We start from the raw sequence: 20,655 nt of genomic DNA, 5'->3' as shown, positions 1-20,655 counted from the left end.
ACCGCCGGAGCCGACCCACGACCGCAGGAGACCCCATGCCGCCCACCTACTCGCCGGCCGAACGCGACCGCCGCTGGCGGCTGGCCCGCGAGCTGATGGACGCCGAGGACGTGGACGCCCTCGTGGTGTACGGCGAGCGCGAGTCCGGCGGGCCCGCGCCGTTCGCCCTCGACGCCTACTTCACCAACGACCGGCCCGGCACCATCGTCGTCTTCCCCCGGACGGCGGGCCCGGTCGTGCTGGTCCCGTCCGCCGCGCACGTCGGCGACCACATGGAGGCCCGCCGGCGGGGGGAGGCGACCTGGGTCGAGCCGCGCGACATGCGCGTGGGCAGGCACGCCCCGGGCGTGGCGGAGGTCCTGCGCGAGCACGGTCTGCACCGCGCGGCGGTGGGGGTGCTCGGTCTGGAGCCGTACCCGCTGTTCCACCTCAACCCGATCATGCCGCACCTGCTCTGGACGTCCCTGGTGGAGATGCTGCCGCAGGTCACGTTCAAGCCCGTCTGGCACGGCTTCATGCTCCGCGCGCTCCGCCAGTCACCGGAGGAGCTGGCGGTGCTGCGGTACGCCGCCGAGGCCGGGGAGGCGATGGCCCGCGCGATGGCGCAGGCTGCCCGTCCCGGGGTGAGCGAGGCGGACGTCTACGCGGCCGCGGTCGCCGAGGCGCTCCGGCGCGGGGTCTCCGCTCCCGGCCTCTCGCTCTCCTCCGGGCCCGGCTTCGTCTCCTCGGGGCCGCCTGCCTGGTCCTACCGGCCGCAGCCGCCCCGCGTCCTCGCCGAGGGCGACGTCGTCCTGGCCGAGACCGTCTGCATGTACGGCATGCGGGAGGCACACCAGCGGGTGACCCTCGCCGTGGGCGAGGCGCACCCGGACGTCGACCGGGCCGCGCGGGCGGCGCGCGCCGCCTACGAGGCCGGCCTGTCGGCCCTGCGGCCGGGCGCCACCTTCGGGGAGGTCGTCACGGCCATGCGGCGCCCCCTGGAGGAGGCGGGCGCCTGGAGTCTGGGACCGCCGGTGCACGGACTGAACCCGTACGGCGCCGTCGCCGGTTCCGGCACGGGGCTGCGCACCCTGCCCGAGGCGGGACCGTACGGGCTGGCGGCGCCGCCGACCATCGGCTCCGACCTCCCCCTCGCCGCGGGCATGGTGTTCGCCCTCAAGCCCGACTGCGTCGTCGAGGGCAGGCCGGCCGGAGTCGGCGGCACCGTCATCGTCGGCGAGACGGCGCCCGTCGAGCTGAACACGGTCACGACCCGCATGCTCCGCGTCTGACCCGCCCGCTCCACCTCTGACCCGCCACCCCTTCTGACCTCTGACCCACCACCCCTTCTGCCCCGATCCCGACCCTTATGACCCGATCCCCGGAACGCGCCGTCCGCCCACCGACGCGGAGCGGGACCACCGCTCCGCCCGCACAAGGAGGAAACCCCCATGGAGAACAGTGCCGAGATCACGCCCTTCCGCGCCGAGACCCCCCAGACCGCCCTGGACGACCTCGCCGACCGCCTGGCCCGACTCGGTGGCCGAATACCCCGACCTGATCGGCCCGCTGAGCGACCCGCGCGCCCACGGCGGCCACGCCGCCGACGCCTTCCACCTGCTCATCCCGTCCCTGCCCGGATCCGGCTTCTCCGGACCCACCCGCGATAAGGGCTGGAACCGCCACCGCACCGCCCGCGCCGAGCCGATGCGCCGCCCGGCGTTCCTCAAGCACTTCGACGACGACCTGTCGGCCTTCGCCCAACCGCAGCGCACCGCAGGACCTCGCGCACGCACTGCCGACTCCCCGGCCGGCCCGGATCGGCCGGCCGCGCGGCCCTGTGACCCCTTCCCCGGCGCCCTCTCCGGTCGCCCCTCCTCGAAAGGCGGTTCTCCGTGACCACCGACGTCCTCTCCGTCCCCTCCCCCGCCGCGGCGGAGTCCCCGCCCCCGCGGCATCCGCGCCGCTGGACCGGCCTGCTCGCCATCCTGGCGGCGGACCTGCTCAACCTGCTGGACTCGACCGTGGGCGCCGTCGCCGCCCCGGTGATCCGCGCCGAGCTGGGCGGATCGCTCGCCACCCTGCAGTGGATCGCGGCGGGCTACACCCTGGCGATGACCGTGGGCCTGCTCACCGGCGGGCGGCTCGGCGACATGTTCGGCCGCAAGCGCATGATGACGCTCGGCATCGCCGGCTTCCTCATCACCTCGATGGCCTGCGCCCTGGCGTTCTCCCCGGAGACGCTGATCGCCGCCCGGGTGCTGCAGGGCGCCTTCGCCGCGGTCATGATCCCGCAGTCCTTCGGTCTGCTGCGCGACCTGTTCGGCCGCGAGGTCGGCAAGGCGTTCGCCGTGCTGGGCCCGGTCATCGGGCTGGCCACGATCCTGGGGCCCGTCGTCGCCGGGCTGCTCATCGAGGCCGACCTGTTCGGCACCGGATGGCGCATGATCTTCCTGCTCAACCTGCCGGTCGGTGTCTTCTCGCTGGTGGTGGGCTGGAAGGTGCTGCCCGACGGAGAACCCGTCGCCCGCGGGCAGCGCCTGGACCTGGGAGGCGCTCTGCTGGCCGGGACCGGCGTGCTGATGCTCGTCCACCCGCTGGTGCAGGGGCATGAGCTCGGCTGGCCCGCGTGGTCGCTGGCCATGCTCGCCGCGTCGGTCCCCGTGCTCGCCGTCTTCACCCTCCACCAGCTGCGCCGTGCCCGCTCGGGCCGCGCCCCTCTGGTCGACCTGAGCGTGCTGGCCAAGCGCTCCTACACCGGCGGCGTCGCCTTCGCCGTGCTCTTCTACGGCGCCATCACCGGTTTCTCCCTGACCGTCGGCCTGTTCCTCCAGCTCGGCCTGGGCTACAGCCCGCTGGAGGCGAGCCTGACGATGTCGGTGTGGGCCGTCGGCGCGTTCTTCGGCTCGGCGTTCGGCGGCGCCACGATGAACAGGCTCGGCCGCAACGTCCTGCACATCGGACTGGCGCTCATGGGCACCGGGCTCGCGATCCTCTACGCCGTCTTCTCCTCCGCCGGGACCGGTCTCGGCGCGGGGGACCTGGCCGCGCCGATGGCCGTCTTCGGCCTCGGCATGGGAATGATCTTCGTCCCGCTCTTCGACATCATCGTGGGCGATCTGGAGGACCGGGAGATCGGCTCCGCCTCCGGTCTGCTCTCGTCCTTCGAGCAGCTCGGCGCCTCCCTGGGCGTCGCGGTGCTCGGCACCGTCTACTTCGGCGCCGTCGGGCCCCTGCCGGACCTGCGCGACTTCCTGGACGCCGCCGCGCTCGTGGCGCTGCTGACCGCCGGGATCACCGTGCTGACCTTCCTCATCGGCTTCCTGCTGCCGAGACGGGCCCGACCGGGCGCGTCCGAGACGCACTGAACCCGCCGGAGAGAGCCGTACGGCACGCGCCCCTGGAGGGTGCGGGCCGTACGGCCGTGCGCGGCGTGACCGGTTCGGACCGCCCGGCGAGACGCGGCCGATGCGGCGGCACGGCGACCGGGAAAGCTCTGAGCTGGGGATTCATTTGTCCAGAAAGGTCTGGACAATGCCCGGACGCACATCGGACGGTTTCCGCTTGTCCCCGGCGGCGGCGGGCCGGGATAGTGATCGCCGGTCCCACCCGTTCCGCACCGCAGGAAGGCGGAGCAGCGGTGTGCCCGCGTCCCCGGCCGCTCCGCCCGGGAGGGCGCGATCCTCTCCGGGCCCGCCGTGCGGGTCTTCCCGGCCGCACCGGCGCGCCTGACGGGGGACGTGCCTGTCCGGCCGGGGAACGGCGGCGCGCACCCGGCCGTACGGGGGGCCGGGTGCGCGCGGACACCGCACGGGCCTCCGGCCGCCGGCGGAAGGGCCGGGCCACGGAGGGAACCGGGTGGCGTCCACCGTCGTCGGCCAGCCGACGAGTACACGGATCGTCCGCCTCCGGGCATCCACCAGGTCTCCGCCTGACCAGCAGGAACGGCACGAGCTAGACTAAGCCTGGCTAAGGGAAGGCAGCGAGACATGACGGAGGGGAGGGCCATGGCGGCCGGGGCGGCGGAGCAGTTCAACATCCACGAGGCCAAGACCCAGCTCTCCAAGATCCTGGAAAGGGTGGAGCGCGGCGAGGAGGTGGTCATCTCCCGCGCGGGCACCCCCATCGCGAAGGTCGTCCCGCTGCGGACCTCCACCCGGCGCCGGGGCCGGGGGTCCCTCCGCGGCACGCTCGTCATGGCCGACGACTGGGACTCGCGGCGGACGAACGAGGGCATCGCCGGAGAGTTCGGGCTCTGACCATGCGGCTGCTGCTGGACACCCACGTCATCCTCTGGTGGCTCACGGACGACGAGACGCTGTCCGGTGAGATCAAAGACCTGATCGACACGGAGGTCGACGTCTTCGTGAGCGCGGCCACCATCTGGGAGGTGGGCATCAAGCAGGCCCTCGGCAAGCTCGCGCCGGCGGACCTGCCGGAGAAGATCCTCGCATGCGAGCTGCGCGAGCTTCCGGTCACGCCCGCGCACGCCCTCGCCGCGGCCCGGCTACCGGCTCTCCACCGCGACCCCTTCGACCGCATGCTCGTCGCGCAGGCCCGCTGCGAAGGGCTGACGCTGGTCACCCGGGACGAGGAGATCCAGAAGTACGACGTCATGCTCCTGCGCGCTTGACCGCGGCCTCGAACCGACGGGTCCCGCGCGGCCCCGGGCGGATGACGTGACGATGTCGCCACGCGCGGCGGCCGCCCGCCCCCTCCCACCGCGCGCCCGCCGTACGGTCCCCGGGCGGGTGCGGGGACCGTACGGCATGCGGGACGGTCAGCCGGTGTTCTGCAGGCCGGCGGCGACGCCGTTGACCGACAGCAGCAGCAGCGTGGACAGGCGCTCGCGCTCCTCCTCCGGCAGGTCCTCGTCGGCGCGCAGCCGCGACAGGGCGCGCAGCTGGAGGTGGGAGAGCGCGTCCACGTAGGGGTCGCGGAGCTGGACCGCGCGGGAGAGCACCCGGCGGTTCTCCAGCAGCCGGCTGTGGCCGGTGACCTCCAGGACCAGGCGGCGGGTCAGGTCGTACTCGGCGAGGACCTGCTCGGCGAAGTCGTCCCGGCCGCCGAGCGCCAGGTAGCGGGAGGCGATGTCGCGGTCGGTCTTGGCCAGCGACATCTCCGCGTTGTCCAGCAGGGACGCGAACAGCGGCCACTCGCGGTAGGCGGCGCGCAGCTCCTCGGCGCCGCTCTCGGCGACGACCGCGGCCAGGCCGCTGCCCAGGCCGTACCAGCCCGGGAGGTTGACCCGGGTCTGCGCCCAGGCGAACACCCACGGGATGGCCCGCAGGTCGTCCAGCGACCGGGGGGCGCCCAGGCCGCGGCGGGCCGGGCGGGAGCCGAGGCGGAGCGAGCCGATCTCCTCCAGCGGGCTGACCAGCGAGAACCACTCGGGGAAGCCGGGCGCCTCGGTGAGCGAACGGTAGGCCTTCTCCGAGGCGGAGGCGACCTGCTGGGCGACCGTGCGGAAGCGGCCGGCGGCCTCGGCCGTGCGGGCCTCGACGGCCGGGGTGGAGGCGAGCAGCACCGCCGAGGTCACCTGCTCCAGGTGGCGGCGGGCGATGGCCTCGTGCCCGTAGCGGGCGAAGATGACCTCGCCCTGCTCGGTGACCTTGAACCGGCCGCCGACCGACCCCGGCGCCTGGGCGAGCACCGCCCGGTTGGCCGGCCCGCCGCCGCGGCCCAGGGCGCCGCCCCGGCCGTGGAAGAGCGTCAGCTTCACGTCGTGCTCGGCGGCCCAGGCGGCCAGCGCCTCCTGCGCCTCGTACAGCTTCAGGGTGGCGGCGGCCGGGCCGAGCTCCTTCGCGGAGTCGGAGTAGCCGAGCATGACCTCCAGCCGCCTGCCGCCCGCGGCCAGCCGCTCCTGCACGGCGGGCAGCTCCAGCATCCCGGAGAGCACGCCGGGCGCGGCGGCCAGGTCGGCGCCGGACTCGAAGAGCGGGACCACGTCGAGCACCGGGGCCCGGTCGCCGAGGGCGTGCGCGGCCAGCTCGTAGACGGCTGCGACGTCGGCGGCCGAGCGGGTGAAGGAGACCACGTAGCGGGAGCAGGCGCGCACGCCGAAGCGCTCCTGGATCCAGGCGATGGTGCGGATCGTGGCCAGCACCTCCTCGGTCCGCTCGGAGACCTCGCCCGAGGCGAGCTCGGCCAGCGCCGCGGCGTGCACCTGGGAGTGCTGGCGCACCTCCAGCTCGGCCAGGTGGAAGCCGAAGGTCTCCACCTGCCAGATCAGGTGCTGCAGCTCGCCGTAGGCCTGCCGCCTCGCCCCGCCCGCGGCCAGGGACTCCTGGGCCAGGCGCAGGTCGGCCAGGAACTCCTCCGGCGAGCGGTAGGCCAGGTCGAGGCTGCGCTGCCGGGTGGCGGCGAGGCGGGCCGCGGCGAACAGCAGCCACTGCCGGTGCGGCTCCCGCGGGGAGCGGGTGGCCATCTCCGAGACGAGCTCGGGGTGGTCGTGCTCGGCCTGGACCAGCGCGGCCCGCAGCGCCGGCGAGGGCGGGGTGTACTCGGAGGTCAGGGTGAGGGTCCGGCCGATCCGCGAGGTGGCGTTCTCCAGCGCGATCAGCACGTGCTCGGCCTGGATGAGCACGGCCTCCCGGGTGACCCGGGCGGTGACGTTGGGGTTGCCGTCGCGGTCGCCGCCGATCCAGCTGCCGTAGCGGATGAAGGGGCGGGCCAGCGGCGCGCGGGTCCCGGTGCCTTCGGAGAGCACGGCGTCCAGCGCGCGGTAGATGTGCGGGACCATCCGGAACAGCGTCTCGTCGAAGGCCGCCATCGCGGTACGGACCTCGTCCAGCGGGTCGAGCTTGGTGTGCCGGAGCTGGGCGGTCCGCCAGAGCAGGTCGATCTCCTCCAGCAGCCGCCGCCGGGTCTCGGCGCGCTCGCCCGCGCCGACGCCGGGCGCGTTGTAGGCGGCGAGCTGGGCGCTGATCCGCTGGATCGCGGTGACCACCGCGCGCCGGCGCGCCTCGGTGGGGTGCGCGGTCAGCACCGGGTGCAGCCGCAGCTCCTCCACCAGCTCGGCGACGCGCTCCTGGCCGAGCTCCTGCACGGCCTGGGCCAGCGACTCGGGCAGCGGCCGCTCGCCGGTGTCGCGGGCGCGGAGCGTGCGGATGCGGAAGTGCTCCTCGGCCAGGTTCACCAGGTGGAAGTAGCAGGTGAAGGCCCGGGCGATCTTGACGGCCCGGCTGATCGGCCACTCGGCCACCATCGCGGCGACCTCGTCGGTGGAGATCTCCTTGCGGCGGGCCGCGATGACGGCCTTGCGGAGGCGTTCGACGTCGGCGAGCAGGTCGTCGCCGCCGTGCTCGGCGATGACCTCGCCGAGGAGCCCGCCGAGCAGCCGCACGTCCGCGCGGAGCTCGTCGGGCATCTCGGTTACTGCGGAAGAACGTTCTGCCTGGTTGGGCGCGCTGGCGGACATGATTGCCAGGGTATCGAGTGCGTTTTCTCCCGCGGAGACCGGTCTCACCTATTGGACTAGACCAATGGGCGGTTCAGGTCTGGTGCGAGATCGCCCCCAGGATCTCCGGGTGCCGGTCGAAGCCGAGCCGCCCGGCGAGCCTGCGCCCGCCCATCGCGGCGAGGACCCCGTACGGCACGGCGAGCGCGCTGATCCAGGTCAGGCCGAGCATGACGGGCAGCACGACCGGCAGCGCCAGCACGGCGGTGCCGATCATCGCGCCGAACGAGCCGGCGAAGGCGAGGCCGCCCTGGCCCGGCGCCGCACCGGTGAAGGCGTTGAGCCGCTCGGGCACCGTGTACGGCAGGAGCACGCTGGTCACCGCGCCCGCGCCCAGACCGACCCCGAGCACGCCCCAGGCGGTGAGCACCGCGGGCACCGCCCAGAGCACGTCGCCGGCGAGCAGGCCCGCCACCACGGACAGCACCGCGAGCGCGGGCACCGCGATCACCGCCACCGCCAGGTACCGCCCGGCGAGGTCGGTCCGCCAGGCCCGGGCCGTGCCGTACACCATGGCGTTCATCCACAGCGAGCGGCCGTCGATGCCGAAGGAGTTGCACGACTGCAGGCCGATCATCAGCGCGCCCAGGCACGCGGGGGCGATGGCGAGCACCGGGCCGGGGGTGGCCCCCGCGTCCCCGTTGAGGGAGAAGGCCATGACCCCGGTGATCGCGAGGGCGGCGAACCAGCCCACCCGGCCGCGGGGGTCGCGGCGGGCGTACTTGAGCTCCTTGACGACGACCGCGGCGAGCGGGCCGTCGGGCAGGAGCCGGGCCACCAGGCCGCGGGAGTTGCGCACGGAGGCGGCGGCCTGGGTGGAGGCGTCGGCGGTGACCATGGCGCGGCGCAGGGCCGCGATCCAGAGCAGGCCGACCGCGACGGCGAGGGCGGCCAGGAAGAGGACCTCGGTGAGGGCGACGAGGCCGCCGTCGGCGAGGGCGTGCGCGGCCATGCCCGGCGGGGTCCAGCGCAGCACCGAGGCGACGTCGTGCAGCATCCGCACCGGGTCGCCGGTCAGGCCGTTGTTGAGCAGCAGGTTGGGCAGCTGCGCGGCCAGGATGAAGAAGATCACCGAGACCGCGAGCACGTCCCGGCCGCGGCGGGTGCGCAGCACCCCGGACAGCGCGGTGGTGACCAGCCGGGAGGTGACGACGCAGAGGGCGAACAGGAGCAGCACGGCGACGGCGCCCAGCAGCAGGCCGCCGGGGCCTCGGGCCAGGCCGGCGACCGCGCCGAACATGACGATCAGCAGGGCGACCGGCCAGACGCCGGTGACCGAGGAGGTGAACATGCCGGCCGCGAGCCGGGCGGTGGTCAGCGGGAACAGCGCCAGCCGGGACGGGTCGAGCGTGTCGTCCAGGCCGAAGGCGAGCAGCGGGACGACCACCCAGCCGACCAGCATCGCGGTGAACAGCACGGTCACGACGTCGAGCGCGGTCCGCACGGGCGCCGCGCCCAGCAGCGCCATGACGGTGAAGCCGCCGGACGCGACGAGGAGCGCGAGCACCAGGGTGAGGATGAAGCCCAGCAGGCGCGCGGTGTCGCCGCGCAGGTTCCCGGCGACCAGCCGGAGCTTGAGCCGGGCGAAGACCGCGGGCCCCACGGGCGCCGCGCCCGCCGGCGCGCCCGGGGCCGCGTGAGCAGCAGGCCCATCCAGCGGTCGGCGTCCCGTGCCCGCCCGCGCGCCCGGGGCCGCGGGGACCGCCGGGCCCGACTGCGGATCGGGGAGCGCCGCGCCCGGCGCGGCGGGGTCGCCGGCGTTCATGCCGAGGTCGCGCCCAGCCACGAGAGCCCCTCCCCTCCGTCGCCGTTTCCGTGCGCTCCGACCAGGTCGAGGAAGGCCTCGTTGAGGCTCCGCCCGCCGCGCACCTCGTCCAGCGGGCCCTGCGCGACGATCCGCCCGCGGCTCATCACCGACACCCAGTCGCACAGCCGCTCCACCAGGTCCATCACGTGGCTGGAGAACACGACGGTCGAGCCGGAGGCGGTGTAGCGCCGCAGCACCTCGACCAGCGTGTTGGCGCTGACCGGGTCCACGCCCTCGAACGGCTCGTCCAGGAAGAGCACCCGGGGGTTGTGCAGCAGCGCGGCGGCCAGGCCGATCTTCTTGCGCATGCCGGTGGAGTAGTCGACGACGAGCTTGTCGGCCGACTCCGTCAGGTCCATGACCCGCAGCAGCTCCTCGGCGCGCCGTTCCACCTCGGCCCTGGGGATGCCCCGCAGCTGGCCGTTGTAGGACAGCAGCTCCCGGCCCGACAGCCGCTCGAACAGGCGCAGGCCCTCGGGCAACACGCCGATGCGGGCCTTGACCGCGACCGGATCGCGCCAGACGTCGGCGCCGCCGACCCAGACCGTCCCGCCGTCCGGGCGGAGCAGGCCGGTGACCATGCTGAGCGTGGTGGTCTTGCCGGCGCCGTTGGGCCCGACCAGCCCCGCGAAGCTGCCCTGCGGCACGACGAGGTCGACGCCGCCCACGGCCACCTGGTCACCGAACCTCTTGAACAGCCCCTGGGTCCGCACCGCCTGCGCGATGTCCACTTTGACACCTACCTTGCATTGTTTCTTGTTTGTTGACCCTACGCCTCCCCGGGGCAACGAACGGACGCCCCCGTTCGTTCGTGATGTCAGCGACTGGTTACCCTGCTGGGGATGGACCGCCGGACGTGCGAGCAGGAGCCGATTTGATGAGTGCTGAGCCGGTTTCCCCCGGGATCGACATCCACACCACGGCAGGCAAGATCGCCGATCTGGAGCGCCGCCTGGACGAGGCCGCCCACGCCGGATCGGCCCGCGCGGTGGCCAAGCAGCACGCCAAGGGCAAGATGACCGCCCGCGAACGCGTCCTCGCGCTGCTGGACCCCGACAGCTTCGTCGAGTTCGACGAGCTGGCCAGGCACCGCTCCACCAGCTTCGGCCTGGACCGCGAGCGCCCCTACGGCGACGGGGTGGTGACCGGCCACGGCACGATCGACGGCCGGCCGGTGGCCGTCTTCGCCCAGGACTTCACCGTCTTCGGCGGGTCGCTGGGCGAGGTCTTCGGCGAGAAGATCGTCAAGGTCATGGACCACGCGCTCAAGACCGGCTGCCCGGTCATCGGCATCAACGACTCCGGCGGGGCCCGCATCCAGGAGGGCGTCGTCTCCCTGGGCCTGTACGCCGAGATCTTCAAGCGGAACGTGCACGCCTCCGGGGTGATCCCGCAGATCTCGCTGATCATGGGCCCGTGCGCGGGCGGCGCGGTCTACTCGCCCGCCCTCACCGACTTCGTGCTGATGGTCTCGGAGAAGTCGCACATGTTCATCACCGGCCCGGACGTCATCAAGACGGTCACCGGCGAGGAGGTGACCTTCGAGGAGCTCGGCGGCGCGCACACGCACAACTCCCGCTCGGGCGTGGCGCACTACGAGGCCTCCGACGAGGCCGACTGCCTGGACTTCGCCCGGGCGCTGCTGTCCTACCTGCCGTCCAACAACATGGACGACGCCCCGGTCTTCGACACCGACGCGGTGCTCACCGTCACCGACGCCGACCGCGAGCTCGACACGGTGATCCCCGACTCGGCCAACCAGCCGTACGACATGCACACGGTGATCGAGGCCGTCCTGGACGACGGCGAGTTCCTGGAGCTGCACGCCCAGTTCGCCCCGAACATCCTCGTCGGCTTCGGCCGGGTCGAGGGGCGCTCGGTGGGCATCGTCGCCAACCAGCCGATGAGCCTCGCCGGCACGCTGGACATCGCCGCCTCGGAGAAGGCCGCCCGGTTCGTGCGCACCTGCGACGCCTTCAACATCCCCGTCCTGACCTTCGTCGACGTCCCCGGCTTCCTGCCCGGCACCGACCAGGAGTGGAACGGCATCATCCGCCGCGGCGCCAAGCTGCTGTACGCCTACGCCGAGGCGACCGTGCCGCTGGTCACGGTGATCACCCGCAAGGCGTACGGCGGCGCCTACGACGTCATGGGCTCCAAGCACCTGGGCGCGGACGTCAACCTGGCCTGGCCGACCGCGCAGATCGCGGTGATGGGGGCCCAGGGCGCGGTCAACATCCTCTACCGTCGCGAGCTCGCCGCGGCCGCCGATCCGGACGCCGAGCGGGCCCGCCTCGTCACCGAGTACGAGGACACCCTCGCCAACCCGTATCTCGCGGCCGAAAGAGGGTATGTGGACGCGGTGATCCGACCGTCCGACACCCGAGTCCAGATCGTCCGGGCACTGCGCGCGCTGCGCAACAAGCGCGCCTCGCTGCCCCCGAAGAAGCACGGGAACATTCCGCTGTGACGCATCTGAAGATCATCCGAGGGGACGCGACCCCGGAGGAGATCACCGCGCTGGTGGTCGCCCTGGCGTCGCGCGCCGTTCCGGAAGCAAAAGTCCCACAAAAGCAGGAAAACTGGCGAAATCCCGCCCATCGCATGCGAAAGCCTCTTCCTACCGGACAAGGCGCGTGGAGATCGAGCGGACTACCGGGATAGATCCCCGGAACGGGGTGTCAAGTCGCGTGAGAGTTGGGAGCATCTAAGAAATGGGCGCAAATAGTCAGCCGATCAGCTAGCCGCGAGGCCTGGAGGACGACATGGACCTCACCGCTCGCCCCGTCGCGGCGAAGTACGCCGTGCTGGTCGACGTGGGTTACCTCTACGCGGCCGCGGGCGAGGTGCTCCTCGGCGCCAAGGAGCGCAAGGAGTACCGCGTCGCCGCGGACGAGCTGATCCAGGCCCTGCAGAAGCACGCCGAGACCCGCATCCACGGCGAGCTGCTCCGGATCTACTGGTACGACGCCGCCCGCGACCGCGTGCCCACGGTGGACCAGCGCGTCATCGCCCAGCTCCCCTGGGTCAAGGTGCGACTGGGCAACCTCAACGCCCGCGGCCAGCAGAAGGGCGTCGACGCGCAGATCCGCAGCGACCTGGAGGCGCTGGCCCGGCACCACGCGGTCAGCGACACCATCCTGATCGCCGGGGACGAGGACATGGTGCCGGCCGTCGAGGCCGCCCAGGCGTACGGCGTGCGCATCCACCTGTGGGGCGTCGAGCCGCCGTACGGCACCAACCAGGCCGAGCGGCTCGTCTGGGAGGCCGACACCGTCGAGATCCTCAGCGCCGACTTCCTGCGCGACTTCTTCAGCCGCGCCCCCCAGCCCGTGCCGGTCCCCCCGGCCACGCCCTCCCCCGCCCAGGTCTTCGCCGGCCGCGCTCCCGCCGTCAAGCCCAAGGTCCCGGCGGGCGGGGTCACCAAGCTCGGCCCCAGCCGCCCCCGGGTCGAGGAGGTGGGCGAGCACGTCGCGCAGAAATGGATCCTCACCCGCGGCCGCGACAACATCCGCGACCTGCTCCCCGGCCCGATCCTGCCCACGGTGATCGACACCGAGCTGCTGATCGAGGCGGAGAAGGAGCTGGGCCACTCGCTGCGCCCGTTCCCGGAGGCCCGCGTCTGGCTCCGCGACGGCTTCTGGGCCCGCGTCTACCGCGAGTTCGACCTGGGCGTCGGCATCTCCTCCCGCTGACCCGGCGCCCGCCCGCCGCCGGGACGGGCGGCCGCGGCCGGACCCGCCACGGTGACGTCCGATTCCCGCCAGCCGTACGGCCTGCGCTGGGGATAGCGTCGTAAGCGTGTCCCTGAGAGAACTCGACTCCGACTCCTGCTACCGCGCCGTCGTCGCGCGGGACCCCCGGTTCGACGGGCGGTTCTACACGGCGGTCACCTCGACGGGCATCTACTGCCGGCCGATCTGCCCGGCCCGCACGCCCGCGCTGCGCAACGTGCGCTTCTACCGGCACGCCGCCTCCGCGGAGGCGGCCGGGTTCCGGCCCTGCAAGCGGTGCCGCCCCGAGCTCAGCCCCGGCGACCCCGGCTGGGACCTGCGGGGCGACGTGATCGGCCGGGCGCTCCGGCTGATCGACGAGGGCGTGGCCGACGACGCCGGGGTGGCGGGGCTGGCCCGGCGGCTGCACATCACCGAGCGGCACCTGCGCCGGCTGTTCACCGCCGAGCTGGGCACGGGGCCGCTGGCCGTCGCCCGGACCAAACGCCTGCTGCTGGCCAAGCAGCTGCTGACCGAGACCTCGCTGCCGATCACGGACGTGGCCTTCGCCGCGGGCTTCGGCAGCGTGCGGCAGTTCAACGCGACCATGAAGGAGACCTACGGCTTCACCCCCGGCGAGCTGCGGGCCACCGCGGGCCGGACCGGGACGGGACCGGCCGGCCGCCCCGCCGCGGGCCCCGGCACCGCCACCGCTCCCGGGGCCGCCCTGACGCTCCGGCTGCACCGGCGCGAGCCGTACGAGGCCGCGGCCATGATGCGGTTCCTGCGCGCCCGGGCGATCCCCGGCCTGGAGCGGGTCGACGGCCCGCCCGAACCGGACGGCGACCTGCCCGGCGGTCCTCGCGGCCTGCCCGGGCCGGAGCGCTGGAGCTACACCCGGGCCGTCCCCGAGGGCGTGGTCACGCTGACGCCGCTGCCCGGCCACGTCCGCCTGGACGTGCGCCTCGGCGACACCCGCCACCTCGCCCGCGTGGTCGCCCGCTGCCGCCGCCTGCTCGACCTCGACGCCGATCCCGTGGCCATCTCCGCCGCCCTCGGGGAGACCGCGCTGGGCCCGCTCGTCGAGGCCCGCCCGGGCCTGCGGGTGCCCGGCGCGTGGGACGGCTTCGAGCTGGCCGTGCGCGCCGTGGTCGGTCAGCAGATCTCCGTCGCCGGGGCCCGCACGCTCCTGGGCCGCATCGTCGCCCGGGCCGGCAGGCCCGCCTTCCCCGCCCCGGCGGACGCTCCCCCGGAACAGGACGGCCTCGCCCTCCTGTTCCCCACCGCCGGGCAGCTCCTGGCCGCCGACCTGGACGGGCTCGGGCTGACCGGGCGGCGCGTCGCCACCCTGCGGGCGCTGGCCGAGCGGGTGGTGGGCGGCGAGATCGACCTGGACGGGGCCCAGGAACCCGGCGAGACCGTCTCCGCGCTGCTCCGGGTGCCCGGGATCGGGCCGTGGACGGCCGGATACATCGCGCTGCGGGCGCTGCGGGACCCGGACGCGTGGCCGGAGGGCGACCTCGTGCTCCGGCGGTCCATGGCGTGCCTGGGCATCCCCGACGACCACGTCGAGCGGTGGCGCCCCTGGCGGGCCTACGCCGCCCTGCACCTGTGGAACTCCGCATGACCGCCGCACCGGGATCGAGCCCCTGCCCGCCCTCCGCGAGGCCGGGCCCCGCCGTCCCGCTCCCCGGGAGCCCCCGCCCGGCGCCGCCGGGCACCGGGCGCTCCCCCACGACGACCGAAGCACGCGTCCCGGCCTCTCCCCGCGCCTGACGGCCGGGGCCTCCACCTTCCGAGGAGTTCCGATGATCGAGGCACAGATCCTGCCCACCCCCACCGGCCCGCTGGCGCTGCTCTCCCACGAGGGGGTGCTGGTCGCGGCCGGCTTCACCGCCGAGGCCGAGGACATGTTCGCCCGGCTCCCGCCCGCGCTGCGGAGCCTCGGCCTGACCCCCGTCGCCGACCTGGGCCCCGCCGCGCAGGCCGTACGCGACTATCTGGACGGCGACCTGAAGGCCCTGGACGGCGTGCCGGTCAGCCAGCCCGGCACGCCGAGGCGGCAGCGGCTGCTGGCGGCCCTGCGCGAGGTGCCTCCCGGCACCACCGTCACCTACGCGGAGCTGGCCGAGCGGGCGGGCATGCCGCGGACCGCGGCCCGGGCCGCGGGCGGGGCCTGCGCGGGCAACCTCATCGCCCCGTTCGTCCCCTGCCACCGCGTGCTGCCGTCGACCGGCGGCTACGGCGGCTACTACTACGGCACGCCGGTCAAGCGCTGGCTGCTGGCGCACGAGAAGGCCGTCCTGTAGGCGGCCCGGCCGGACCAGGCCGGACCGTGGCGGGCCGTGGCGGGCCGTGGCGGGCCGCCCGCGGCGCCCGTCGCGGGCGGACCCGCGCCGCTCAGCCGCCGCGGACGACGCTCTGCACCTCGCCCACCGGGACGTCGCGGGTGGCGCCCACCTCGACGGGGTCGTAGGCGAACGGCACCACGTCGTCCTCCACCTCGACCTCCCAGACCGAGGTCACCGTCAGCTCGTAGACCTTGCGCGGCTGGTCGGCCGAGGCGCGCAGGTAGCGGACCCCGCAGGTGAACTCCGCCCCCTTGGCGTACGGCCGGCCGCGCGGCCCGCAGTCCTCCTTGACCTCGGCGCGGTCGGCGGTCGTGCCGGGGTCGATCCTCAGCCCGTCGAGGGTGGCGGTCACGGTCGCGCTCATGAAGCCCGGGATCGTGGCGGTCACCGAGCGGGTGGTCTGCCCCGCCCCGTCCAGCCAGACCCAGGTCGGCAGGTTGACGTAGCTCTTGGCGTCCGGGTTGAGCTCGACCTGCGGCTCGGGCACGGTCAGCGCGGCGCGGGCGATCTCGACCAGCTCGGCGATGGTGATCCCGGCGGGCGGGGTGGTGCCCGGCGGCACCCAGACGAAGGGTTCGAGGCCGTTCCAGCAGGCGTTCCCGCCGGGGTCGGCCGCGTTGTAGGCGGGCGTCCACCACCGGCCGTCCTCGCCGACCTTGTCCTTGAACTGCTTGAGGAACTCCTGGAACTTCTCCTCGGTGGCGCCCGGCGTGAGCCGGAACCACCAGGCCCGCAGGTCCTCCTGGGTCCGGAGCATGCCGGCGGCGTCCTTGCCCGGCTCGTACCAGCAGGGGCGCTTGATCCGGTAACCGTCGCCCCGGCCGCCCCCGAGCCCGGTCCCGGTGATGACGATCTGCGAGTTCTGCAGGCGGACTCCGGCCGTCCGCCCCTCCTGGAAGCCCTCCCCTGGGGGCACCGGGGCGAGCGCCAGGACGCCCGCCAGGACCGCTTTCATGATCATCTTTGACATCCCTCCGCACTGTCGCCGGGAGGCAGGGAGTAGAGGAGCCTCCGGATCCTGCGGGTCCCGTCGTCGTACCGCCGGACCGCGACGACCTGGAAGTACGGCCTGCGCATCCAGGACTCCGGCCTGCGGGCCCTCCCGGTCCGCGCGTCCAGCACCCGCATCCCGGACAGGTCCACGCACAGGCCCAGCTCCGCCCCGGGACCGTCCACCGCGCGGACGACGAACCCGTACAGCCGGGCGGTGCCGCGCACCGAGCGGCCCTCGTCGACGAAGGAGTGCACCCAGTCGTAGCCCTGCCGGCTGCCGTCCATCTCCAGCCGTCCCAGGTAGGCGTCGTCCTCGCCGCCGCCCGCGATCGCCCGCAGGGACTCGGCGAAGTAGTCGCGGACCACCGCCACCATGCCCGCCGTGTCCGGATCCGCCGCGGCCGGCGCCTCCACCGCCACCCGCACGCCGGGCGCGGCCTGGACCGTCTCCGTCCCGGGTGCGGCGGCCGCCGGGGAGGCCGTGCTCGCGGGGTCGCCGGGGCCCTCCGGGTTCCCTCGCCCCCCGGGGTTCCCGGAGGTCCCGCCGCTCCCCGGCGCGGCGGATCCTCCGGACGCGCCCGCCCGGAGGTCGCCGGGCGTGAACGCCGGGGCGGGCCGCGAGGAGCAGCCCGCCGTCCCTGCGATCAGCACGGCGACCAGCGCGGTGATCAGCACGGCCGGCGCGGCCGGTACGGTCGGCACGGCCGGCGCGGTCGGCACACGCACGCCGACCACGCTAGGAGCCGCTCCCGTCCGCGGCCACCGGTATGCACGGATCGGCATGGTTCGCGCCCCTCCCCTCACGCCGACGGCGCCGAACTCATCCGCCAGGTGGGCAGCAGCTCGTCGATCAGGGCCTCCGTCTCCGGCGCCATGCCGCCGCCGTACGGGTGGGAGGCGGCCCGCCGGTGCAGGGCGTCGGCCACGGCCCGCAGGCGGGCCGGGTCGCCGGTCCGGTGGGCGGCCCGGAGCAGGTCGCGCCAGAGCCCCTCGTCGTCGGCGGCCAGCAGCAGCCCGGCGCGGGCCGCGGCCACCGCCCGGTCGGCCTCGCCGTACTCCAGCCACACCTCGCAGAGCCGGTGCGCCGCGTCCGCGACCCCCGCCGTCACCTCGTACTCCAGGTCGTCGGCGGCCAGCCACGCGTAGCGGCCGCGCGGGCGGCCGCTCAGCAGCGGCCCCCGCACCAGGCCGAGCGCCTGCTCCAGCAGCCCGGCGCGCGCCGCGGCGTCCGCGTGGGAGCGGCGGACCAGGTCGCGGAAGAGCATCCAGTCGGTCCGCACCTGCGGGCCGAGGCGGAGCCGCCCGGACTCGTCGGCGTACAGGTTGGGGCGGCCCGCGGAGTCGGTGCCCAGCCAGGCGGCCACCCGGGCGATGGTGGCGTCCCGCACCACGGCCTGCACGCCGCGCGGCCACAGCACGCCGCCCAGCACGACCGGGTGCACGCCGCTCGGGTGGGTGGCCAGGTAGACCACCATCTCGACGGCGAGCGCGGCCCGGCCCTCCTCCATCGGCGGCGGCCCCGCGATCTCGACCGGGCCGAGGATCCGCACCTCCACCGAGGGGTCCTGCGGGACCGGCCCGGCGTCGTCGGACAGGGGCTCACCCCCGAGGTCCCGGGCGGTGGAGAACAGCTCGACCAGCGCCCGGTACTGCCTGCGGGGCAGCAGCTGCGCCGTCACCTCGAAGCCGAGCGCGTCCACCCGGAGGCGGCCGTCCTGGCCGATCTCCCAGTGCCACGTGGCGTCCGGCACGTCACCGGCGACGACGTGGCCGGTGGCCGTCCGCACCCCCTTGCGGGCGAGCAGCGCCAGTCTCCGCGCCTCCTCCGGGCTCGGCGCGATCGCGGAGAGCAGGTAGTGCGGCGACCAGACGGGGTCGGCGGCGCGGCCGTGGATCCGCCCGGTGAGCACCTCGGCGCCGCGGCCGGCGTCCGCTGCCCGCGCCTCGGCCTCCAGCTCCGGCAGGACCTCCGCCAGGCTGCTCACGCACCGGATCCGCTCGGGGGCGATCACCGCCAGCTCCTCGCCGAAGCCGACGAGCGTCACGCGCATCCGGTCCGACCAGCGGTTGGTGGCGAGCTCCACGGCGAGCGCGGCCAGCGCGGCGGTGGTCTGCGCCCCGGTGACGGCGATCAGGCCGTGCGCGGCCTCCAGGTCGACGAGGAGCCGGCCCTCGCCGTCCCCGCCCAGGGAGACGAGCCCCGGGTACGGCGCGGGCGCGTCGGACAGCGCCCGCTCGTCCAGCATCCTGCCCTCGTGCGCGGGCAGCCGCCAGACCTGCCCGCCGTCGCAGGCGGTCCACGGCGCGGGGGCGTCGGGGTCCGGCGGGTGGATCCACAGGTCGAGGTGGCGCGGGGACAGGTGGGCGGCGTAGACCGTCGGCGGGACCCGCCCGGCCTCGGCCAGGGAGCGGCCCAGGAGCCGGAGCCCGAGGTCCAGCATCCGGCTGCCGGGGGCGTCCGCGCCGAGCCGGAGCGCGAGTTCGGCCTCGGCCGCGTCCTGCCGGGGGCGGACGATCCGCCGTCCGAACGCCCGGTGCCAGAGCTGTTCCCGGCGCCTGCGCCCGAGCGCCGCCAGGAGCCCCGCCGCGGCCAGCGAGGCCGCGGCCAGATAGTCGAGCATGCCCGGCGCCGAATCACCGGGATCACCGGGATCACCGGGATCACCGGGATCACCGTGGTTGGCGTGGCCACCGCGGTCGGCCGGGCCGCCCGGGGCACCGCGATCGCCCGGCTTCCCGGTCTCCTCGGGGTATCCGGTCCTCCCGCCGCCGGGGACGGCGGGGCCGGCCTGGGCGGGGCCGGGGTCGGCCGCCGCGGGCGGGCCGGACCGCTCGGGAGCTCCTTCCGCAGGCCGCTCGGGAGCTCCTTCCGCGGCCCGTTCGGGGACCGGCTCCCGGACCTGCTCCGGGGCGCCGGGCCGTACGGCGGGCCGCTCCCGCGAGGCGTCCGGGGCCGGCTCGGACCGCACGGCGGGCGCGCCGGACGGGCCGGGGGCCTCGTACCGGGTGCGGCCGTCCAGCTCGGCGGGCGCTCCGGGATGCTCCCGGAGCGTGTCGGGGCGCGACTGGCCTGCTGGGACGACGTGCACGTTCCTGGCGTCGTCCGGCATGTCGAGGACCCAGCCGGGCCGGATCAGGTCCGCGATGCGCAACCGGCTGCCGTCGGGCTGCTCCTTGTGCTGGTTGAGCCGGTAGATCTCCGGGTAGCGGCGGCCGTCGCCCAGGCACTTCTCGGCGATCTCCCACAGGCTCTCGTGGTGCCGCCCGTGCGGCGGCTGGACCACGTAGACCTTCTTGGCCTTCTCCACCGGCACCAGCGACGCCCGCTCCCCGGTGACCGGCGCGGCCAGGGGGGAGGCGTCGGCCGCGGCGGCGGCCGCCGGGCGGTCGGCGGGCGGGCCGGTCGGCCGCACCAGGGGGACGGCCACCGCCGAGACCGTGAACAGCAGCAGGACCGCCGAGACCAGCCGGTTGGCCAGCGCCTGGGTGCCGCCGGCGAGCGGGACCCGGGCGGGCATGCCGACCCGGCGGATCCCGGCGTAGAGCTCGACGGCCACGCAGACGACCAGTTGCAGCCAGGCCAGCCAGACCAGCAGCACCAGGATCGCCACGACCGTGCCGGTGCCCACCTGGCTGCTCAGCAGGTCCAGGTCGAGCAGCTCCGGCGGGAGCGGCGGCCCGGCGAGCCGGAGCAGCGCGTAGGGGACCCCGCCGACCAGCGCGACCAGCAGGGCCAGCGCGCCGATCCCGGCGAGCAGGTCGCCGGGCGTGCGCCTGGGCCTGATGCGCACGGGCTGCCGTGCCGGCATGCGTCTCCCCTCCCTGTCCTTCAGCGTTCCTCAGCCTCCTTCGGGCTCCCGTGTCCAGGGTCGCCGCCCGCCGCCGCCCCGGCCGCCCGGGCGACCCGATCGGTCTGGATCCCGGCCCGGAACCGGCGCCGGTCCCGCGGCACTACGCCTCCTCCCCGATGTCCGGGCCCGCCACGACCGCGGCCTCCATCGCCGACCCCGGGAAGCCGAGCGCGGCGAGGAAGAACGCCTCCCAGCGGACGGAGACGGTCACCTCCACCTCCGCCTCCCCCGGCTCGCACGCGGTGAGCTCGGCGTCGGCGGCGGCGTGGGCGGAGACGATCTCCTCGGCGGCGGCGCAGACCTCCTCACCCGTCAGCAGCCGGACCTGGCCGGTCTGCCGCAGGTGCTCGACGTCGATCCGGTCGGCCGCGGCCCGGGCGGCCTGCTCGGCGACGTCCGCGGCCCGCAGCCGGGCGTTGATCGCGGCCCCGCCGTCCACCAGCAGTCCGGCCAGCAGGAAGACCACGGCGGAGAACAGCACCGTGAAGACCGCCATCGACCC

Annotated in this window: 17 protein-coding genes; 10 read left to right on the top strand and 7 right to left on the bottom strand. The window is 74.9% G+C overall.

All coding sequences use genetic code 11. The annotated features are described in order from the left end of the window. Positions 1 to 35: 35 nt before the first annotated feature. The 5 genes from ABD823_RS02285 (at position 36) to ABD823_RS02265 (ending at position 4,612) form a co-directional block, all read left to right on the top strand. A complete protein-coding gene (locus ABD823_RS02285; protein ID WP_344855336.1) occupies positions 36 to 1,271 on the top strand; it encodes a M24 family metallopeptidase in 1,236 nt (411 codons plus the stop codon). A 247-nt stretch (positions 1,272 to 1,518) separates the two neighbouring features. Further along, positions 1,519 to 1,878, top strand: a complete 360-nt coding sequence (locus ABD823_RS02280; protein WP_344855334.1) for a hypothetical protein — start codon at positions 1,519 to 1,521, stop codon at positions 1,876 to 1,878. Continuing rightward, positions 1,875 to 3,347 carry an MFS transporter gene (locus ABD823_RS02275; protein WP_344855332.1) on the top strand — a complete coding sequence of 491 codons (1,473 nt, stop codon included), beginning with the start codon at positions 1,875 to 1,877 and terminating at the stop codon, positions 3,345 to 3,347. The genes ABD823_RS02280 and ABD823_RS02275 overlap by 4 nt, the downstream gene beginning before the upstream one ends. Before the next feature lie 621 nt (positions 3,348 to 3,968). Continuing rightward, a complete protein-coding gene (locus tag ABD823_RS02270; RefSeq protein WP_344855330.1) occupies positions 3,969 to 4,238 on the top strand; it encodes a type II toxin-antitoxin system Phd/YefM family antitoxin in 270 nt (89 codons plus the stop codon). Positions 4,239 to 4,240: 2 nt separating this feature from the next. Further along, positions 4,241 to 4,612, top strand: coding sequence for a type II toxin-antitoxin system VapC family toxin (locus tag ABD823_RS02265; RefSeq protein ID WP_344855328.1), 372 nt, complete (start codon positions 4,241 to 4,243; stop codon positions 4,610 to 4,612). Positions 4,613 to 4,759: 147 nt separating this feature from the next. Here ABD823_RS02265 and ABD823_RS02260 read toward each other — a convergent pair whose 3' ends face one another. The 3 genes from ABD823_RS02260 to ABD823_RS02250 all read right to left on the bottom strand — a co-directional run bounded on the left by ABD823_RS02260 (position 4,760) and on the right by ABD823_RS02250 (position 9,970). Next, on the bottom strand, positions 4,760 to 7,399 hold the full coding sequence (locus ABD823_RS02260; RefSeq protein ID WP_344855326.1) for a phosphoenolpyruvate carboxylase: 2,640 nt from the start codon (positions 7,397 to 7,399) through the stop codon (positions 4,760 to 4,762). Positions 7,400 to 7,472: 73 nt separating this feature from the next. After that, on the bottom strand, positions 7,473 to 9,224 hold the full coding sequence (locus tag ABD823_RS02255) for a hypothetical protein (protein ID WP_344855324.1): 1,752 nt from the start codon (positions 9,222 to 9,224) through the stop codon (positions 7,473 to 7,475). Further along, a complete protein-coding gene (locus tag ABD823_RS02250; RefSeq protein ID WP_425566559.1) occupies positions 9,200 to 9,970 on the bottom strand; it encodes an ABC transporter ATP-binding protein in 771 nt (256 codons plus the stop codon). Before ABD823_RS02250 ends, ABD823_RS02255 begins: the two co-directional genes overlap by 25 nt. Before the next feature lie 152 nt (positions 9,971 to 10,122). Here ABD823_RS02250 and ABD823_RS02245 point away from each other — a divergent pair, with 152 nt between their 5' ends. The 5 genes from ABD823_RS02245 (at position 10,123) to ABD823_RS02230 (ending at position 15,267) form a co-directional block, all read left to right on the top strand. Next, positions 10,123 to 11,715: an acyl-CoA carboxylase subunit beta gene (locus tag ABD823_RS02245; protein ID WP_344855322.1), complete on the top strand. Its 1,593-nt coding sequence runs from the start codon at positions 10,123 to 10,125 to the stop codon at positions 11,713 to 11,715. Beyond that, the gene (locus ABD823_RS34540) at positions 11,712 to 11,909 is read left to right on the top strand and encodes an acyl-CoA carboxylase subunit epsilon (RefSeq protein WP_425566555.1); all 198 of its coding nucleotides are present in this window, start codon (positions 11,712 to 11,714) and stop codon (positions 11,907 to 11,909) included. Before ABD823_RS02245 ends, ABD823_RS34540 begins: the two co-directional genes overlap by 4 nt. A gap of 101 nt (positions 11,910 to 12,010) precedes the next feature. Further along, complete coding sequence (locus ABD823_RS02240) at positions 12,011 to 12,940, top strand: NYN domain-containing protein (protein ID WP_344855320.1); 930 nt, start codon at positions 12,011 to 12,013, stop codon at positions 12,938 to 12,940. A 106-nt stretch (positions 12,941 to 13,046) separates the two neighbouring features. Further along, positions 13,047 to 14,585 (top strand): Ada metal-binding domain-containing protein, encoded by a 1,539-nt coding sequence (locus ABD823_RS02235; protein WP_344855318.1) that lies wholly within the window; start codon positions 13,047 to 13,049, stop codon positions 14,583 to 14,585. A 181-nt stretch (positions 14,586 to 14,766) separates the two neighbouring features. Then, a complete protein-coding gene (locus ABD823_RS02230) occupies positions 14,767 to 15,267 on the top strand; it encodes a methylated-DNA--[protein]-cysteine S-methyltransferase (RefSeq protein WP_344855316.1) in 501 nt (166 codons plus the stop codon). 91 nt (positions 15,268 to 15,358) lie between these two features. Here the strand turns inward: ABD823_RS02230 and ABD823_RS02225 are convergent, their stop codons facing one another. The 4 genes from ABD823_RS02225 to ABD823_RS02210 form a co-directional block, all read right to left on the bottom strand. Continuing rightward, positions 15,359 to 16,270 (bottom strand): hypothetical protein, encoded by a 912-nt coding sequence (locus ABD823_RS02225; RefSeq protein ID WP_344855314.1) that lies wholly within the window; start codon positions 16,268 to 16,270, stop codon positions 15,359 to 15,361. Next, the gene (locus ABD823_RS02220; protein ID WP_344855312.1) at positions 16,267 to 17,028 is read right to left on the bottom strand and encodes a hypothetical protein; all 762 of its coding nucleotides are present in this window, start codon (positions 17,026 to 17,028) and stop codon (positions 16,267 to 16,269) included. Before ABD823_RS02220 ends, ABD823_RS02225 begins: the two co-directional genes overlap by 4 nt. Before the next feature lie 74 nt (positions 17,029 to 17,102). Further along, a complete protein-coding gene (locus ABD823_RS02215) occupies positions 17,103 to 20,111 on the bottom strand; it encodes a BTAD domain-containing putative transcriptional regulator (RefSeq protein WP_344855310.1) in 3,009 nt (1,002 codons plus the stop codon). A 142-nt stretch (positions 20,112 to 20,253) separates the two neighbouring features. Further along, a complete protein-coding gene (locus tag ABD823_RS02210; RefSeq protein ID WP_344855308.1) occupies positions 20,254 to 20,649 on the bottom strand; it encodes a pilus assembly protein TadG-related protein in 396 nt (131 codons plus the stop codon). Positions 20,650 to 20,655: the final 6 nt, after the last annotated feature.

It is taken from the genome of Planomonospora alba, from assembly GCF_039534085.1.
Taxonomy (GTDB): domain Bacteria; phylum Actinomycetota; class Actinomycetes; order Streptosporangiales; family Streptosporangiaceae; genus Planomonospora_B; species Planomonospora_B alba.
This window is presented reverse-complemented; position numbering and strand designations above follow the sequence as displayed.

What these genes read in the sequence shown, in the direction of transcription:
- ABD823_RS02225 (WP_344855314.1), bottom strand. Translation starts at nt 16,270, where the DNA reads ATGATCATGAAAGCGGTCCTGGCGGGCGTCCTGGCGCTCGCCCCGGTG.
- ABD823_RS02285 (WP_344855336.1), top strand. Translation starts at nt 36, where the DNA reads ATGCCGCCCACCTACTCGCCGGCCGAACGCGACCGCCGCTGGCGGCTG.
- ABD823_RS02210 (WP_344855308.1), bottom strand. Translation starts at nt 20,649, where the DNA reads ATGGCGGTCTTCACGGTGCTGTTCTCCGCCGTGGTCTTCCTGCTGGCC.
- ABD823_RS02240 (WP_344855320.1), top strand. Translation starts at nt 12,011, where the DNA reads ATGGACCTCACCGCTCGCCCCGTCGCGGCGAAGTACGCCGTGCTGGTC.
- ABD823_RS02265 (WP_344855328.1), top strand. Translation starts at nt 4,241, where the DNA reads ATGCGGCTGCTGCTGGACACCCACGTCATCCTCTGGTGGCTCACGGAC.
- ABD823_RS02245 (WP_344855322.1), top strand. Translation starts at nt 10,123, where the DNA reads ATGAGTGCTGAGCCGGTTTCCCCCGGGATCGACATCCACACCACGGCA.
- ABD823_RS02260 (WP_344855326.1), bottom strand. Translation starts at nt 7,399, where the DNA reads ATGTCCGCCAGCGCGCCCAACCAGGCAGAACGTTCTTCCGCAGTAACC.
- ABD823_RS02215 (WP_344855310.1), bottom strand. Translation starts at nt 20,111, where the DNA reads ATGCCGGCACGGCAGCCCGTGCGCATCAGGCCCAGGCGCACGCCCGGC.
- ABD823_RS02230 (WP_344855316.1), top strand. Translation starts at nt 14,767, where the DNA reads ATGATCGAGGCACAGATCCTGCCCACCCCCACCGGCCCGCTGGCGCTG.
- ABD823_RS02270 (WP_344855330.1), top strand. Translation starts at nt 3,969, where the DNA reads ATGACGGAGGGGAGGGCCATGGCGGCCGGGGCGGCGGAGCAGTTCAAC.